16 protein-coding genes and 1 other RNA gene are annotated in these 15668 nt (G+C 56.3%); 4 read left to right on the forward strand and 13 right to left on the reverse strand.

Annotation, left to right across the window (positions count from 1 at the left end):
- The 7 genes from JWJ90_RS14305 to JWJ90_RS14335 form a co-directional block, all read right to left on the reverse strand.
- On the reverse strand, window positions 1-863 hold an 863-nt coding region (locus tag JWJ90_RS14305), incomplete at its 3' end, for a PD-(D/E)XK nuclease family protein (protein ID WP_205227917.1).
- Window positions 860-1198 carry a hypothetical protein gene (locus tag JWJ90_RS14310; RefSeq protein ID WP_029895089.1) on the reverse strand — a complete coding sequence of 113 codons (339 nt, stop codon included), beginning with the start codon at window positions 1196-1198 and terminating at the stop codon, window positions 860-862. The genes JWJ90_RS14305 and JWJ90_RS14310, both read right to left, overlap by 4 nt.
- A gap of 104 nt (window positions 1199-1302) precedes the next feature.
- Complete coding sequence (locus tag JWJ90_RS14315) at window positions 1303-1887, reverse strand: sigma-70 family RNA polymerase sigma factor (RefSeq protein WP_205227918.1); 585 nt, start codon at window positions 1885-1887, stop codon at window positions 1303-1305.
- Between the two features lie 195 nt (window positions 1888-2082).
- Complete coding sequence (locus JWJ90_RS14320) at window positions 2083-2409, reverse strand: hypothetical protein (RefSeq protein WP_205227919.1); 327 nt, start codon at window positions 2407-2409, stop codon at window positions 2083-2085.
- A gap of 173 nt (window positions 2410-2582) precedes the next feature.
- Window positions 2583-4685 carry a 7-cyano-7-deazaguanine synthase gene (locus tag JWJ90_RS14325; RefSeq protein WP_205227920.1) on the reverse strand — a complete coding sequence of 701 codons (2103 nt, stop codon included), beginning with the start codon at window positions 4683-4685 and terminating at the stop codon, window positions 2583-2585.
- On the reverse strand, window positions 4675-5463 hold the full coding sequence (locus JWJ90_RS14330) for a hypothetical protein (RefSeq protein ID WP_205227921.1): 789 nt from the start codon (window positions 5461-5463) through the stop codon (window positions 4675-4677). Before JWJ90_RS14330 ends, JWJ90_RS14325 begins: the two co-directional genes overlap by 11 nt.
- A 33-nt stretch (window positions 5464-5496) precedes the next feature.
- A complete protein-coding gene (locus JWJ90_RS14335; protein WP_205227922.1) occupies window positions 5497-5730 on the reverse strand; it encodes a LexA family protein in 234 nt (77 codons plus the stop codon).
- A gap of 294 nt (window positions 5731-6024) precedes the next feature.
- Here JWJ90_RS14335 and JWJ90_RS14340 point away from each other — a divergent pair, with 294 nt between their 5' ends.
- Genes JWJ90_RS14340 through JWJ90_RS14355 form a run of 4 tightly spaced genes read left to right on the forward strand, consistent with a single transcriptional unit; the run spans window position 6025 to window position 8824 of the window.
- Window positions 6025-6267, forward strand: coding sequence for a hypothetical protein (locus tag JWJ90_RS14340; RefSeq protein ID WP_205227923.1), 243 nt, complete (start codon window positions 6025-6027; stop codon window positions 6265-6267).
- A gap of 34 nt (window positions 6268-6301) precedes the next feature.
- The gene (locus tag JWJ90_RS14345) at window positions 6302-6826 is read left to right on the forward strand and encodes a DUF2924 domain-containing protein (protein WP_073377465.1); all 525 of its coding nucleotides are present in this window, start codon (window positions 6302-6304) and stop codon (window positions 6824-6826) included.
- Window positions 6819-8405 carry a recombinase family protein gene (locus tag JWJ90_RS14350; RefSeq protein ID WP_205227924.1) on the forward strand — a complete coding sequence of 529 codons (1587 nt, stop codon included), beginning with the start codon at window positions 6819-6821 and terminating at the stop codon, window positions 8403-8405. The genes JWJ90_RS14345 and JWJ90_RS14350 overlap by 8 nt, the downstream gene beginning before the upstream one ends.
- Complete coding sequence (locus JWJ90_RS14355; protein ID WP_205227925.1) at window positions 8402-8824, forward strand: hypothetical protein; 423 nt, start codon at window positions 8402-8404, stop codon at window positions 8822-8824. The genes JWJ90_RS14350 and JWJ90_RS14355 overlap by 4 nt, the downstream gene beginning before the upstream one ends.
- 419 nt (window positions 8825-9243) lie before the next feature.
- Here the strand turns inward: JWJ90_RS14355 and ssrA are convergent.
- The 6 genes from ssrA to htpG form a co-directional block, all read right to left on the reverse strand.
- Window positions 9244-9603, reverse strand: a transfer-messenger RNA (tmRNA) gene (ssrA, locus tag JWJ90_RS14360).
- 40 nt (window positions 9604-9643) lie between these two features.
- Window positions 9644-10099, reverse strand: coding sequence for an SsrA-binding protein SmpB (gene smpB / locus JWJ90_RS14365; RefSeq protein ID WP_205227926.1), 456 nt, complete (start codon window positions 10097-10099; stop codon window positions 9644-9646).
- 156 nt (window positions 10100-10255) lie between these two features.
- Window positions 10256-12085, reverse strand: coding sequence for a GspE/PulE family protein (locus JWJ90_RS14370; RefSeq protein WP_205227927.1), 1830 nt, complete (start codon window positions 12083-12085; stop codon window positions 10256-10258).
- A gap of 257 nt (window positions 12086-12342) precedes the next feature.
- Window positions 12343-12996 carry a protein-L-isoaspartate(D-aspartate) O-methyltransferase gene (locus tag JWJ90_RS14375; protein WP_338032334.1) on the reverse strand — a complete coding sequence of 218 codons (654 nt, stop codon included), beginning with the start codon at window positions 12994-12996 and terminating at the stop codon, window positions 12343-12345.
- A complete protein-coding gene (locus tag JWJ90_RS14380) occupies window positions 12993-13370 on the reverse strand; it encodes a hypothetical protein (RefSeq protein WP_205227928.1) in 378 nt (125 codons plus the stop codon). Before JWJ90_RS14380 ends, JWJ90_RS14375 begins: the two co-directional genes overlap by 4 nt.
- A gap of 285 nt (window positions 13371-13655) precedes the next feature.
- A complete protein-coding gene (gene htpG, locus JWJ90_RS14385; RefSeq protein ID WP_205227929.1) occupies window positions 13656-15539 on the reverse strand; it encodes a molecular chaperone HtpG in 1884 nt (627 codons plus the stop codon).
- Window positions 15540-15668 lie beyond the last annotated feature (129 nt).

Genomic DNA, 15668 nt, shown 5'->3' on the forward strand with positions numbered 1-15668 from the left:
GTGTTGCGGTAGAAGGTGTCGCGCCGACGGGCGTCGAGCATGGCCTTGGAGAGTTCCCACAGCTCCGCCCGCAGTTCCTCGAACTGGTCGCGGGAGATGTAGAGCACCTCGCGGTGGAACATGCCCGGCTCGAGGTACTTCTCCTGGAGCCGCTGCTGGAAGGTGTCGTCGTCCTCCGGCAGCTTGCGCTTGGCGCTGCTCTTGCCGGTTTTCGACTTGGCGATCAGCTCCGCCCGGCGGGCCTCGAATTCGGCCTCGGTCTCACCCTTGCCCTGGCGCAGCTTGGCCTTGACCAGAACGTTGTAGATGATGCCGCTGACCGTGATGCCGAGGGTCTGCTCCAGGTACCAGGCGTAGAGGATGATCTGGAAATCGGTCCACAGCCGCTCCAGGTAGCTGGCGTCGATCTGCGAGGCGGTTTTGTGTTCCAGCAGGAAGTACTGGCCATCCTGACGGACGATGCCGTCCACCTTCCCGGCGAGGATGAAACTGCGCGAGGTCGCCCCGGTCGCCGGGTTGACGATGGGGCCTTCGAAGGTCTTCTCGAGTGCGACGACCTCGAACTCTTCAGCCGGGTAGTGTTCCGCATAGGCGCTCATCATGGCCCTGGCGAGATGCCAGTCGGCCTGTTGATGATCGTCCTGCGCCCGGTTCGGATAGGTCCGGTCGATGTGGTCGAGGACCTTGGCCAGATCCCGCTCGCCGTGCCAGCACTCCAGGCAGTCGTGAATGACCGAGCCGAAGGCCAGATTGGGGTCGCGCTCGAGCGGCACCAGCTCGTCGATGTAGCGCCACTTGCAGGCCATGCGGCAGTTGCGGAACAGCCGCCACATGGAATAGGTGGTGGTCATCAGCTCGCTCATACCGCCACCCCCGCTGTAGCAGCGGCGGGCGCTGCGCGATGCTTGGAGGCGCAGGCGCAACCCGACGGCTGGGATCGTTCGATCAGGACCGAGCGTTCGCCGTATTCCTTGGTGGCGAAGCCGGTGAAGATGCGGGCGAGGTCGCTGCCGACATCGGTGGAGGCGTCGATCACGCAGGTGCGTCGGGCCTTGTCCAGATTGAACCGGCTCTCCATCCGCACACGGGAACGGCCATGCAGGCTTTCGACGGCCAGCATCGCCAGCATGAAAGTGTCTTCCAGTTCCTGGGCCGGGACCGACTCGTCAAAACGGTACTTGTAGGTGTCGTGAGTCATGGTTGAACTCCTCTTTTGTTCAGGTTCTGATTTCCGAGGCCCCGGATAGCCGCACCATGCGGCACGGTGCTTACTTACCGGAGCCAGAGCTGATGCGTCGGAGATCACAGGTAGTCCTCGAGCCCGGCCTCGCGGAACGCGTCCCGCAGCTTGCTCAGCCGGTCGTAGAGGGTGGTTCTGGGGATGCCCATCTCCCGGGCGATTTCGGCCATGGTGCTGTCGTGCAGGCGCACGCACAGATCCCGGAGTTCTTCCGGCAGCGAGGCGATGGCCCGGTCGAGGTCCATGCGGATCTCATGGGCGAGGCGCTCTCTTGTTTCGCGGGTGCCGCCCCCCAGAGAGCCTTCGCTATCCAGGAAGTCGATCCGCTCGGTGGTGTCGCCCTCACCGTTGTCGAGGGGTTCGTTGAGTGAGGTTTGGCAGAGTCGCCAGTCCCGGCATTGGGCGAACCGGGCCTCCAGAATGGTGGAGATGTGACGTTCGACTATCCGGGCCATGAAGGTGGTCTTCTTGGCCTTGGCGGGATTGAAATGCCGCATCCGCTGCAGCAGATCGATCATCAGTTCCTGTTCGAGGTCGGGTCTGTCGTCCTCGGTGAATCCGGCCTTGCCTACGAGTTGACGTGCTTTGTGCCGAATGAGGTCGGCGGCATACTTGTCGATGCCGTCGTAAGAATTCTGTGAAACCATCGGGGCCTCCTCGGAGCGAGGAGGAGGTCCGCGTGGGTGTCGGCACGGGCCAGATCACAGGACAAAGCTGTCGCGTGGGCGAAGGGGTCGCAGGTACGCCGCCAATTGCCGTATTCGGCTCGGCGACACCCACAACAGCCTCCGCCATGCGTCCAGCTTGTTGTCCAGTGTCTAAGGGTTCAGGTCGTTACGTGTTCAGGCTGCCCGTTCCTCGATGCGCATCAGGAACGGGAGACCGTGCTTGATCTCGAGCAGGCAGACTTTTCCGCTGCCCATCTGCGCGAGGTGCTCCAGCAGCGCCACGACCTCTTGCTTGAGGATGAAGTCATCCTGGTCGCGCTCGGGCCGGGGACCGCTCTGTCCGCCCAGCTTGATCTCGCGCTCGATGACTGTGTCAGGGGTGAGTTCCGGCTCGCCGTCGCGGATCGGAATGTTGGTGATGCGGCCGAAGTTGATGTCCTGCATCAACTCGATGAGTCGCCGCTTCGGTGGGGTGAGGTGTGCTTTGTTGACTTGTGCCACTGCCAGTCTCCTTGTTCGGAAGTTCTGGCACGCCCGGTGGCCAACCCTGTGCTGACCAATAAAAAACGCCGGATCGCGCCTTCATTGGGGAAGGCGCTACATCCGGCGTCGCAATGGCTACATTTGGCGTAGCGGAAATTTTTTTTAGTTTTTTCTTCCTGGGTGGTCCCGGGTCATTCGTTGACTATCGGGCGGACCTCCCAAACGATCTCCTCTTCGGTCCGGTAGACCGGTTCGTTGCCGCACTTGATGGATTCTTTCAGGTGGGCGGCCAGCGGCTTGTCATACTTGTCCAGATACGTGATGGCCCGGTTCACGGCACTCCGGAAGGCGTCGCGGATGTTCTTCCGCTTGTCGTTGGATTTCCGGAGTTTGCCACCCAGACCAACCGCCTCGTTGATTGCGGCGGTGATCTGGGTCATTTCGTTCTCAAGCCGCTGGATTTCGGCATCGTTGTTTTCTGCCCGGGCTTCTTCAATTTCTCGAAGAAGCTCGTGAGCCGTCTCCCGGTATTGCTCGACGGCCTTGCGGTCGGCAACGAAGCCGGTATCACCCAACGGAACCCCCTGGGTGACCTGAAAACCTTCGTCGGTCTCATTGGAGTTCAGGACCGCGTTGCAGCTATCGATGGCAAACCCGCAGACGATCTCGTAGACCGAGGTTTCCTTGTTAGGCCTCGCCAGGAGGAAGTTGATGTACTCGGCTCCTTTGTCGACACCCGTCACAAGCACCTCGGCGTTGCCGTTAAAGCGTGCGGCCCAGACACCCCCGCGCTTCCTGAAGTAGTTGTCCGGCTGCTTCTGCTCAACCGGAATGGCGGGGACGGAGATTACCGATCCCGATTCATAGACCGTCCTGAGTAGGCAGTCTCCCGGCAATGTGCGCTGGCGGATGGCGGTGATGTTGCGGGCAACCATGGTGTCCATCGCTTCGCAGACCTCCTTGGCGTGGCGCTTGTAAAGGTCATAGACCTTCTGGGCCACGCTTCCGGGGTTCCCATTCAGGTAGCGGAAGACCCGACTCACCTCGCTGAATCGAGCGATAAACTGGGTGATGTCATCTTGATCACGGACCTGGTTGGCACGTTCCAGGTACGCGGCCGCCATGATCTTGTCCTCGTCCTTGCTTCGGCTTTGGGTGAAGATGTCGGCCTTGTAGGCATCGACAGGGTCATACTGATCGGCCTTGGCAGCGATCACGGCAAAGCGCCGGTCGATGCACTGCGAGCAGGTGCCGCAGTGGGTATGGTGATTGGTCATCTCCCAGGTGTGCGTGCAGGTGGTCGATGCCGCGATCATCTCCTGGCATCCGGCTTTGGTGATGACCCCGACGACGTCAGCCTTGGTTTTCCAGATGTAGGGATTTTCAATGGTGAAAGGTTCGCCAGCTACCAGGCTGATGATTTCCTGAAACCCTCGGATTACCCTGGGATGGGTGGTGCGCGTTGCTCGGCCGCCGACGACCTGGGCGCAGACCGGCAGATTCAGACTGATGACGCCGTTCTCGTAGAAACGGACGCTCTTCAGGTTGATCATTTTTGCGATGGTCGCGCCGATGGACACGTATAGAAAGGAGCGGCTCCGCTGAGTGTACTCGTAGTTCAGCCCCTTGTTCTTGTTGACGCGAACGCCGATGTGGAGCGGAGCGTTTTCCCCGGCCTTGTCGGCGATCATCTTTTCCAGGCGGCGGTGGCGCTTGTTGAGCTTCGGGGTTGACTTGTGGGTCACCAGAACGACCCGGTGTTTTTCGTTCAACACCTCGTCGATAGCTCCGGCCAGCGAATCCAGCCCGCCTGAAAACATCACCACCTGCTCCGGATAACCGAGAAGACGCCCGTCATCGTTGAAGTCCAGGTAGCCCTGGAATGCCTGAGCCTCTGTCAGCTTGGTGAATTCGAAGTGATAGCTGTCATCAGATAGGAACCCAAGCGTCGAGCACAGGGCCTGCTGAATCTCCTCACCATTCCAGAAATCCGGGTTCCGGACCGGAATGATGAAATGCAGGTTTCTCCGCCAACCATGACCAAAGGAATCAACGTCATCGGCCCCACGGGGAATGGCCTGGTCGGCGCTGTAGACGTAGGTGGCAATTTCGAGCAGATCCTGGAAGGAATCCGGCACGTCCTTGCTCATCTTTTTGTGGATGTCCTCAATGCGTAGGGTGATCTTGTCCGGCCCATCTTTGCCCCACAAGCGCAGGCGCAAATCCCGATTCGGGTTCTCCTCGATTCCGCTGGTCGGTGCGTTTCCGCAGATGATGTAACGCTTATCTTGCATCGGCTCGCGCTCCTTCTTTCAATTCGTCCTTCATTTTCTTCAGCGCATAGGAGGCGAAGCCGTTGGACGACTCCCGGGAGATGTCACCGCCTTCTTCGTATTTGTGCTTGGAAAACCAATCCGCCGAAAACTGTTCGACGATCAGGGATGCTTCTTTGCAGTGCGTGGTCAGGGCTTTCTCGAATTGTCCCATTTCATTCATGGTGGCAAAGCGCTGGCCTTCGCCCAGATGGGTCGCCAGCGTTTTTGACAGGAAATAATTCATGCTCTCGTTGGTCAGCTTGGCGAAGAACGTGCGGGACAACTCGCCGAACTCCCGTTTTTTCCCGAGCGACGCCAATGCTGCCTGAACGTCACTGGCGTCTGGCGTAAACAAGGAGGGCAGCTTGGGAGAGATGTGTTCGACCAATGCTCCAACCAAGGCCCGCTGCGACATCTCACCCAAGTCAGAGCGGCTACCGTTGGACTCCAGTTTCCGATCCATTGCCTCTGCAACAGCGGCGGCAACGTCGGGCAATGAGGTGTCCTGCGGCAGATTGATGCCGACCGACTGCAGGTGATCGTTGAAGTTGTCCTTCTTGGCAGCAATGGCAAGCTGGGTCATCAGCCATACCGCCTCGGTAAACCCCTCATCGTTGAGCACAAATGAGAAGGCCTTGTCAGCCGCCCGTATTGTGGCGTTTGCGATCTGGGACACGTCGGCACCGGCCGTGATCAGGCCGACCACCTCTTTCCATGCCCTCGACCTTGGAAGGCTCCCAAGTCTGACGTGCCCCATGTCGATCTCCTTATTGTTCGCGACCCTGCATCGTTATTCGGGCCTCCTGATGACGACGATGCTTCGGGCCTTACGAGCTTCTTTCTTCAAATAGCCTTTACGGACCAGTTGAGCGATCTGCTCGTGGGCGCTCGCGTGACTGATACAGAGGACTTCCGACAATTCTTTCACCGTTGGCGGCAACCCCTTTTCATCGATGATTTGGCAAATGACCCTCAGCGTCCTGGCCTGCGGGTCGGTTATTTCCGATAGCTTTTTCTTTCCCATGGCGATTGCTCCGTGTCATGGCCACTGAGCGGATTAAGCCCAATTTATGACCAAGAAATATACGACCTGATGAATATCAGGTCAATCAAAAACAGGACTTTTCATCTGATTCCGACATCTTGCTCGTCCCTCCGGTAGGTAACGAACGCAAGTCCGGTTAAAGCCGGGCACAACCAGATAACCGACCAGAGGCGGAGCTGAGGCGGTTGTGGGTGCCATCGAACGCGCATCCCGACCGCCACCGTTTTCTGGCATCCACACCATCCAGTCCCCCGGTCCCACCGGAGGTGTTCGATGTTGGATGTACAGGAAATGAATGATGTGCCGGGGACGGATGACCTTGGCGAAAACGGCAAACCCGGCCGCCTGTCGGGTGAGGCGAGGCTCCAGTCAGCCGCCTCCATTCTGGCCACGGCGATCCTGCGCCGAAAGGCCAAAAACGCATGTGTGGGCAATGAGTTAGAGGCTTTCGAAGATTCTTCCCCTGTGCTCGGAGAAGGACTTGATTCATTGCCGGAACAGAGCATTCATTCATGACAACTCGTCCGGAAACCAAAATAAGGAGTTGAAAATGAATGAGTTACAAAACGCCGCCACCGGCGGCAAGAACCAGGACCGAACCCGAAACTCGGTCCTTCGGCAGATGGCCCTGCTGCAATCCATGTCCCTGGAGCAGCTCCGGGAAAAATGGCTCGACCTCTACGGCGAAGAGCCGCCCCAGTACAAGAAACAATTCCTCATCAAGCGGCTGGCCTATCGCATCCAGGAGCTTTTCTACGGTGGGCTGTCCGAGCAGGCCAAGGTCCATCTCCAGCAGGCCGCCAAGGATGACCCGGTCGCCACTGTCAATCGACGCATCCCAGAAGAGCGGAAATCGAACGAGGCGATCCTGCCCGGAACCAGACTGGTGCGGGTCTGGAACGACCGGCGCTATGAGGTGATCGTCCTTGCCGACGGCTACGAGTTCGAAGGTCGCACCTTCCGGTCGCTCAGCGCGGTGGCCAGGGAGATCACCGGGACGCGCTGGAACGGCAAGGTCTTTTTCGGACTGAAGAAGGTTTACGGCAGAAAAGCCGAGGGAGGGTCGGATGCTTGATAACAGCAATGTCGCGCCGGGAAAGAACAAGACCCTGCGCTGTGCCATCTACACCCGCAAGAGCCACGAGGAAGGGCTCGAACAGGAGTTCAACTCGTTGGATGCGCAACGGGAATCGGCGGAACACTATATCGAAGCCCAGAGAATGCGTGGCTGGACGGCTCTGCCGGATCGCTACGACGATGGCGGTTTCTCAGGTGGGAACATGGAGCGCCCGGGGCTGCGCCGACTGCTGGCGGACATCGACGCCGGGAAGATTGATGTGATCGTGGTCTACAAGGTCGACCGGCTGTCCCGCTCGCTGCTGGACTTCATGAAGATGATCGACCTCTTCAACGAGAAGGGTGTCAGCTTCGTCTCGGTCACCCAGCACTTCAGCACCACCGACCCCACCGGACGGATGTTTCTCGGCATCCTGATCACCTTCGCCCAGTACGAGCGGGAGGTCATCGCCGAGCGCATCCGGGACAAGGTGGCGGCCGCCAAGCGCCGGGGGAAATACTGCGGCGGCGTACCCATTCTCGGATACGACGTCGACCGGGATAACAAGAAGCTGCTGGTCAACCCCGATGAAGCTAGGACGGTGCAGTACATCTTCCGCCGGTTCATCCAGATCGGCTCGGCCAAGAAGCTGGGCCAGGAATTGAACGAACAGGGATACCGCACCAAGGCCTGGACCACCAAGAAAGGAAAGGTGCGCGAGGGCTCCGAATGGAACACCGCCCACATCTACCGGCTGCTCAACAACCGAATCTATATCGGCGAGATCGCCCACAAGGATCGCAGTTACCCCGGCGAGCACGAAGGGATCATCGACCGGGCAACCTGGGACAAGGTGCAGGCCATCCTGGAGGACAACAAACCGGTCAAGGTTTCCATAGCCAGGACCAAAATGGTCGCCCCGCTGAAGGGCGTCATCCGCTGCGGCCACTGCGGATGCGCGATGGGACCGACCTACGCCCGCAAGAACGGCCGCCACTACACCTATTACATCTGCCAGAAAGACAGCAAGCGGACCGTGAGCCGATGCCCGCTCAAGCGGATTCCCGCCGGGGACATCGAGCAGGCGGTAATCGAACAGTTGAGCGCCGTGTTCCGCACACCGACGCTGGTGGCCAAGACTTACTTCGCGGCCCGGGACATCGAGCAGGCAGAGCGGGAGCGGTTGTTCAAGCAGAAAGCCCAACTCGAGATGGAGCTGTCGCAGGCGCGGGAGCAGGCACTCGAATTGATGAAACCCGGCAACGATCAGCCGGGCAAGACCGAGATGCTGACGACGGTTAACCGCCAGGCGGTCGAGCTCTCGAAACAACTGACCCATGTGAGCGAGCGATGCAGAGCCTACCAGGGGAACAGCATCACGGAACAGGATGTGTCGGAGGCCTTCCAGAATGTCGAGGGTTTCTGGGAAGACCTTTTCCCGGTGGAGCGAAACCGCCTCATCCGCCTCCTGGTGGACAAGGTGGAGATCCGCGAGACCGGAATCGACATGGAGCTGCGCACCAACGGGCTGACAACGCTCATCGCCGAGCTGGCTGGTCTGGCATGCGAAGTCACCGAACGGAGGGCAAGCCGATGAAAATGAAGCCGACCATTACCGTAGCCGACAACGGCAATCTGCAGATCCACATCCCGATGTTGATCCGGCGCATGCGCGGCCGCAAGACGGTCATCGCTCCCCAGGCCCTGGATGGAGAAATCACCGGAGCGCAGGAACCGGTGCAGTCCGCCATCCTCCAGGCGCTGGGAAGGGCCTTTTCCTGGGCCGACATCCTCGAATCCGGCCAGATCAAGTCCATCAGCGAGCTTGCCCGTACCCTTGACGTCGATGGCTCGTATGTGGCCCGCATCCTCAAGCTAACGACCCTGGCCCCCGACATCGTCGAAGCCCTGATCAACGGCGAGGAACCCAACGGACTCTCGCTGGCCAAGCTGACCCAGACCTTTCCCGAGGACTGGGCCGAGCAGCGCCGCCAGTTCGGCTTCGCCACCGACTGACGACCGGACCGGAGACCACCCCAGAGAGCCGACCATCAGCGTCGGCTTTTCTACTTTGGGGGTCTGGAAACCGGAGTTGACCACGCTTCTTTTCACGGCCGATGCAGGCGAGTTCGAAAAAAACGTCCGGTTGCGGCGTCGAGCGATGACCTAAGACAACCGCCAAAAACGGCAACGAGCCGCAAACCCATATCAATCAAGGATGTAGCTTTCCGGACGAGCTTCGGACTTGGTCCGGAGAAAACAGAGAATCAGGGGCCAAACAGAGAAAGAAAGGCTGGAAGATGGGGAGAATCGATGGTGCGGAGAGGTGCCTTGGAAAGATGTGAAACGGGCGCAAACCCTTTAGAAACAAGGGAAAAAAGAAAACCCGTCACCCCGGAGAATGACCCCAGAGAGACGGGTTTGTCTTTTTGAAATGGTGGAGGCGCCGGGAGTTGAACCCGGGTCCGAAAATTCTCCCCTTCTGTCTCTACATGCTTAGTTCCGGGATTAAATCTCGCGCTTGCCTCTCACCCGGAACAGGGATACGCAAGCGCCAGCCTGAAAAAGTCTCATTGTTCGCGCCTCAGGCGTACACGAACAACCAGCCCGTTGAGTCGACGCTCCGAATCCGGCCTTACAGGCGGCAGCCGGTGGAACGGCACAGCAGCTTACGCTGCCAGTGCGTAATTATAATCGTCTGCGATTATATTTAAAATCCGCCATTTTTACGAGCTGACAGAAACTCGGCATGCAACAGGAAGCTTCAATATCCCCGTCGAATCCGTTTCGCCCCCATACTTGAAAATTATTATTTTTTAACTGTATCTCTTTCACTCAGCGATCGCGGCGCATGGTGCGCTCTACGTCGCGCTTGGACTCCTTCTCTTTCAAGGAAGCCCTTTTATCGTAAAGTTTTTTACCACGGGCAAGCCCCAACTCAACCTTGGCCTTGCCGTTCTCAATAAAGTATATCTTGAGTGGGATGAGCGCAATGCCTTTCTCGTGCAATTTCCCGATCAGTTTACGAATCTCACGCTTATGCAACAGCAATTTACGCACTCGCATCGGGTCTTGGTTGGCATAGGTGGTAAAAGAATACGGTGAAATGTGGACGTTATAGAGATAGACCTCGCCATCTTTCACCTGAGCATACCCGTCTCGCAGGTTCACCTTTCCCCCACGCAACGATTTAACCTCCGGCCCCCTGAGCACCAGCCCGGCCTCAAAGGTCTGATCGATAAAGTAATCGTGAAATGCCTTCTTATTTTTGGCGATTATTTTTTGTCCCATGCTCTCGTTAACCACTCTTCGCTCTTTTCCCTAAAACCGTGAGCGTTCATCTATGCGTCAGCTTCGTTATTTGGTCTCTGTCCGCTGTCACTGATTCCGGTTTTCTTCTTGTGGAAGGGCACTATATGCGCTCTTGCCTCAAACGCCACAAAAAAATCACAGGCTCTCCATTTCTCCTGTGACCCGCAGGGCCTCCTCCACCGTGGTTTGCCCCGCCAGGACCTTGCGCCAGGCATCTTCTCTCAGAGTGCTCATACCTTCACGAATAGCTGTTTGACGCAAGTCAGAATCGTGGGCTTTGTTACTGATCAGTTTTTTCATCTGATCCGACATGGGAAAGATCTCAAAAATCCCCAGACGGCCAAGATAGCCGGTATTACGGCACTGCAAGCAGCCTTTGCCACGCTTCAACTCCACGCTTTCCTCGGCTTGCACCGGAAATCCCAGCCTGCGCAGTTCTGCGCCTTCCACCCGATACGGTTCGGCACAATGCGGACAGATACGACGCACCAATCGCTGGGCCAAGGCGCCAAGCATGGTTGAAGCGATAAGAAAGGGTTCCAGCCCCAAATCCTCCAAACGAATGATGGTGGAGACCGCATCGTTGGTATGGAGCGTCGAGAAAACCAAATGCCCGGTCAGGGCCGCCTGGACCGCATGGGTGGCGGTTTCCAGATCCCGAATCTCACCGATCATGATGATATCCGGATCCTGACGCAGGATATTGCGCAGGATCGTGGAAAAGGTGACGTCAATCTGTGGCTGGACCGCGATCTGATTGAATTCCTCGTAGACCATCTCCACGGGGTCTTCAACCGTGATGATATTTTTTTCTGGCGAGGCGATCTGCTTGAGCGTGGAGTACAGCGTGGTCGATTTACCACTCCCTGTCGGTCCGGTGACCAAAACAATCCCATGGGCCGAAGCCATGAATGAGTTATATACCACCCGATCCCGCCTGGAAAAACCGAGCGAATCCAGGTTTTGAAAGATGACCTCGGGATTGAGAATACGCATAACCGTCTTCTCGCCAAAGGCCACGGGAATGGTGGAAACACGGATCTCTGCCTCGGCGTCTTCACTACGCCGCCCGATCTTGATACGTCCGTCCTGAGGACGCCTTTTTTCAGCAATATCAAGCCGGGCCAGGCTCTTGATCCGTGAGGTGATAGCCGAGTGCACAGCCTTGGGCAGTTTGTAGATAACATGCAAGATGCCATCGATACGATAGCGCACCAGACAGACATCCCGCTTGGGCTCTATATGAATATCACTGGCCCGCTGCTCCAGGGCATAGCTGAAGAGATGATTGACCGCCGCCTTGATGTGCTGATCGCTTGAACTGAGTTCTTTGGCAGAAGAGAGGCGAACATACTGCTCGAGATTGCCGATGTCGACGGTTGCAGATGTTCCGCTGCCCCCAAACTGTGACTCTGCCGCGGTGATCGAGCGTTGAAAGCCGAAAAACTCAGCCTGGATCTTATTGATATCCTTACGGGTAGTGAGAAAGGGCTTCACCTGTACCTGGTTGGCCTTTTCGATATCCTCAAGTACATGACGGTTATCCGGGTGATACGTGGCCACACAGAGTTCGGCTCCCGAGCGCTCAAAAGGCAGCAGCAGATGATTGAGGGCAAAAGAGCGGGGAATGGTCTTGGTGACCGTTTCCATATCCAGCTTCAGAGGATCGAGCTTTTTATACGGAATCTTGAGGCCACGACTTACCGCCCGCATAATCACCTCATCGGTGACCAGAGGCTTGCCCGCAATAGGCGATTTCAAGCCCATGGAAGCGACAATATCCACCAGATCCGGATCCCATTTATCAGGACGGACCTCGTCATCATGCCGTCTTCCGCCCGACTGTTTGAGCAGTTTTTGCCGCTGCCGCCCCTTATGCAAAATAACGTGCTGCCGCTGCTCTGGCGAGAGGACCTGTTCTTTGACAAGAAGATCGAGGAGGGATTCGCTGTTGAGAAAAGGCATGGCTACAGACGGTGCTGAGGAGGATGATTAGAGTCTCTTTCGAAGCGGGGAAAGCTTTGCCTATATGGTTGCGAACGAAAAGACGTTAACTGATGCTCTATTGTCGCAGGCTGCTCGCGCGGAAGCAAGAAATTTTATGGAATAGCTGAAAATCACAGCATATTTAGAGATGAGGCGAGAGCCCACAATAAAAAAAAGCCCGTGAAACACGGGCCCATTTCTGCAAGCAGCAACTGCTTTAACGGTCTTTAAACGGCCTAATTCTGCCAGCCGTGGGCACCAATCAAATCGACAAAGCGCACCTGCTCCATGGAGGTAACCGTCACCTCCCCTTCATGTTTTTCCACCAGCTTGAGGTCCTGCACGGTCTGGCCGCCAACGGGCATGACCATGCGCCCCGGATCCCCCAGCTGAGCCAGAAGCGGCTCAGGGATCTTGGGGCCGCCAGCAGTCACAATGATACAATCAAAAGGAGCTTCAGAGGCCCAGCCCACCGTACCGTCATCAATGCGGGAGACGATATTATAATAGCGCAACCGATCGAAAACGCGTCGCGCCCGGCTCACCAGGCCATCGATACGCTCAACGGTGTACACTTTCTGGCAAAGCCGCGAAAGAATCGCCGCGTGGTAGCCAGAGCCGGTGCCTATCTCAAGGATACGCTCATCCCCCTGAAGATGCAGGGCAAGACTCATCAGGGCAACGATATAGGGCTGGGAAATTGTCTGCCCATTGCCGATGGGCAGGGGGAAATCGCCATAGGCGTGCGACTGCATGGCATCTTCAACAAAGAGGTGGCGGGGAACGGTACGCATGGCATCCAGAATTCGCGTGTCGGTAATCCCGCGCGCTACCAGCTGCTCCTCAATCATCCGCTCACGGTTGATATCAAAACTTGAGGGCGAGCTCACTTGACCTCTTTCCAGGTGTAATCTTTGGTCCAGGCACGTTCAGATTCACTGAAATTACGGAACTCGCAGTTGGTGACCAGATTACCCTGCAGAGTGACGATAATCATCTCATACCCAGTGGAATCGACCCAGGAGCCAACCAATGGCATGGTGCCAAAAAGGCCGGGACGATCTTCGTAGTAGACGTATTCACTGACACCGGGTGCAACTTCCCGACGATTATCCGGCTCGCCCAAATAGCGCTGCACATCCTGCAGAGTCGATACCCCGGGTTTAATCAAAGAGGCATCAGAGGCAAGGTGACGCACCTGTTTGGATTGGCAACCGCCAAGCAAGAGGGCAACAAACAGGAGCATGAAAAGGGGAGAACGCATTACTATTCCTCCAGGAACAATCTGCAGAGAAAAAAAAAGGTTGTGTTCATATATCGTGAACACAACCTTTTTTCAAGGGCAGTCTCGAACAACCACAAAAGTATCGCCCAAAACCGGGGCGTTAGACGAAAAGCCCCCTTTCAGGGAGCACAATCTATCCTGAATCCGTGACGGCGGGTGACCACTGAACAACGCATCTTTTTAATGATACAACGTTTTTTTTAACAAATTCATGTATTGTTCAGTTTTCCCCACCGCCATTTGGGGCGACTTCTTTGCGGTGTATTACTTGTCAGAACCTGCAGCCCGCTCGAGAATACGATAATTGCGCTTGACCATCACCATGGGATCCACCATGAGGCCAGCCTGAATCATGGCGTTATCGTAGAGTTGCTCAACCACATCTTTGGCAAATTCGGTTTCGCTCTCCTTGAGAACGGCCAGTTGTTTGATCAGCGGGCTTGAGGCGTTGATCTCCATATCCTTTTTGGAGCCCATACCAAAGGCTTCATTCTGGCCGGAGGCCTTGAGGATCCGCTCCATGGAGGAGGTCATGTGACCATCGACATTGACGATCATTGCCGGACTGTCCACCAGGCGGGTCGAGGTTTTCACCTCCTGAACCCGGTCCCCCAGGGTCTCTTTCATCCAGGTGCAGAGACTCTCGATGGACTTGCTGTCCAGAGGCTCGCCCGTCTCTTTGTTCTCAGACTCAGGTGTGGTCTCACCGGTTTCAGGCAGGTCGAGATCAGCACGATCAGCAGATACCAGCTTCTTGCCATCGTACTCGCCCAGGTGATTCATGACAAAGTCATCGATGGGCTCAAGGGTGTAGAAGATCTCCACGCCCCGCTTTTTAAACATCTCGATGTAAGGACCGTTCTCAATAGCCTCACGGTTGGGACCATTGATATAGTAAATCTTATCCTGCCCTTCACGCATGCGCTCCACATACTCATCCAGAGAGATCATCTTGTCGGACTCGCTGACTGAAGACTCGAAACGCAGCAGTTTGGCCAGATCGTTGCGATGCTCAAAATCCGAGGTCACTCCCTCTTTGATAAAGAGACCAAAGGTCTTCCAGAAGGTGAGGTACTTGTCGCTATCGCGTTTTGCCTCCTCAGCCAGAAACTTGATCACCCGTTTGGTCACAACCTTGCGCAGCTTGTGAACCATGGCGTTATCCTGCAGGGACTGTCGCGAGATGTTCAGCGGTAGATCCTCGGAATCGACCACACCTTTCAAAAAGCGCAGCCACTCGGGAAGAATGTTTTCGCTGTGCTGATCAATCAACACCTTCTGACAGTAGAGGTTCACGCCCGGGTCCATACGTCCCATGCCCAGCACCTCAAAATTTTCTTTGGGTACATAGACAAGCGCATTGATGGCCAGAGGAGCATCAGCGGAAAAGTGCAACCGAAACAGGGGTTCATCCACGGCTGTGGCGATGAATTTATAGAATTCGGTGTACTCCTCCTCGGTAATCTCGTTTTTAGAGCGGCTCCAGATTGCCTGAACCGTATTCACCTTTTTGCCTTCCACCTTTACCGGAAAGGGCACGAAGGTTGAATATTGCTGAATAATACGCTCAATGGTGTACTTAGAGGCGTAGGTTTCGGCATCTTCTTTGAGCTCGATAATGATCTTGGTACCGCGATGCAGACCGGTACAGGGGCTGATGGTGTAGGTGCCACCGCCATCGGAGGACCATTCCCACCCTTCTTCTCCATTCCAGGAGCGAGTCTGTACCTTGACGGTTTTAGCCGCCATGAACACAGAATAAAAACCGACACCAAACTGCCCAATCAGACTCACATCTTTTTGAGCAGCCTCCGCCAGCTCCTCAAAAAAATGCTGAGAACCGGAATGGGCGATTGTCCCGAGATTGGTCTCCAGCTCTTCCCGGGTCATACCGATACCGGAATCAGCGATGGTCAGGGTCTTGTTCTTGTCATCACAATCAATGGAGATCTCCAAAGGCACGTGGGCATCAAACTCGATCTTTTCCACCAAACTCTGGTGACGAAATTTTTCCAGCGCGTCAGCCGAGTTGGACACGAGCTCACGAACAAAAATATCGCGCTCGGTATAGAGAGAGTTGATTACAATATCCAGGACCTTTCTGGTCTCCGCCTGAAACTGCTTGGTTTCAACCTGTGCGTCTGCCATGGGGACTTTTCCTCTATTAGATTTGAGTTAAATAAATATCTGATTCCAAAAGCCCGGCATGATGCATCGCCGGCCATGCCATTTTCATTGCCGTCACCAAGTGCTTGGGTGTACTTTAGAGGGAATCTT

The sequence above is a fragment of the Desulfobulbus rhabdoformis genome (genome assembly GCF_016919065.1).
Lineage (GTDB): Bacteria > Desulfobacterota > Desulfobulbia > Desulfobulbales > Desulfobulbaceae > Desulfobulbus > Desulfobulbus rhabdoformis.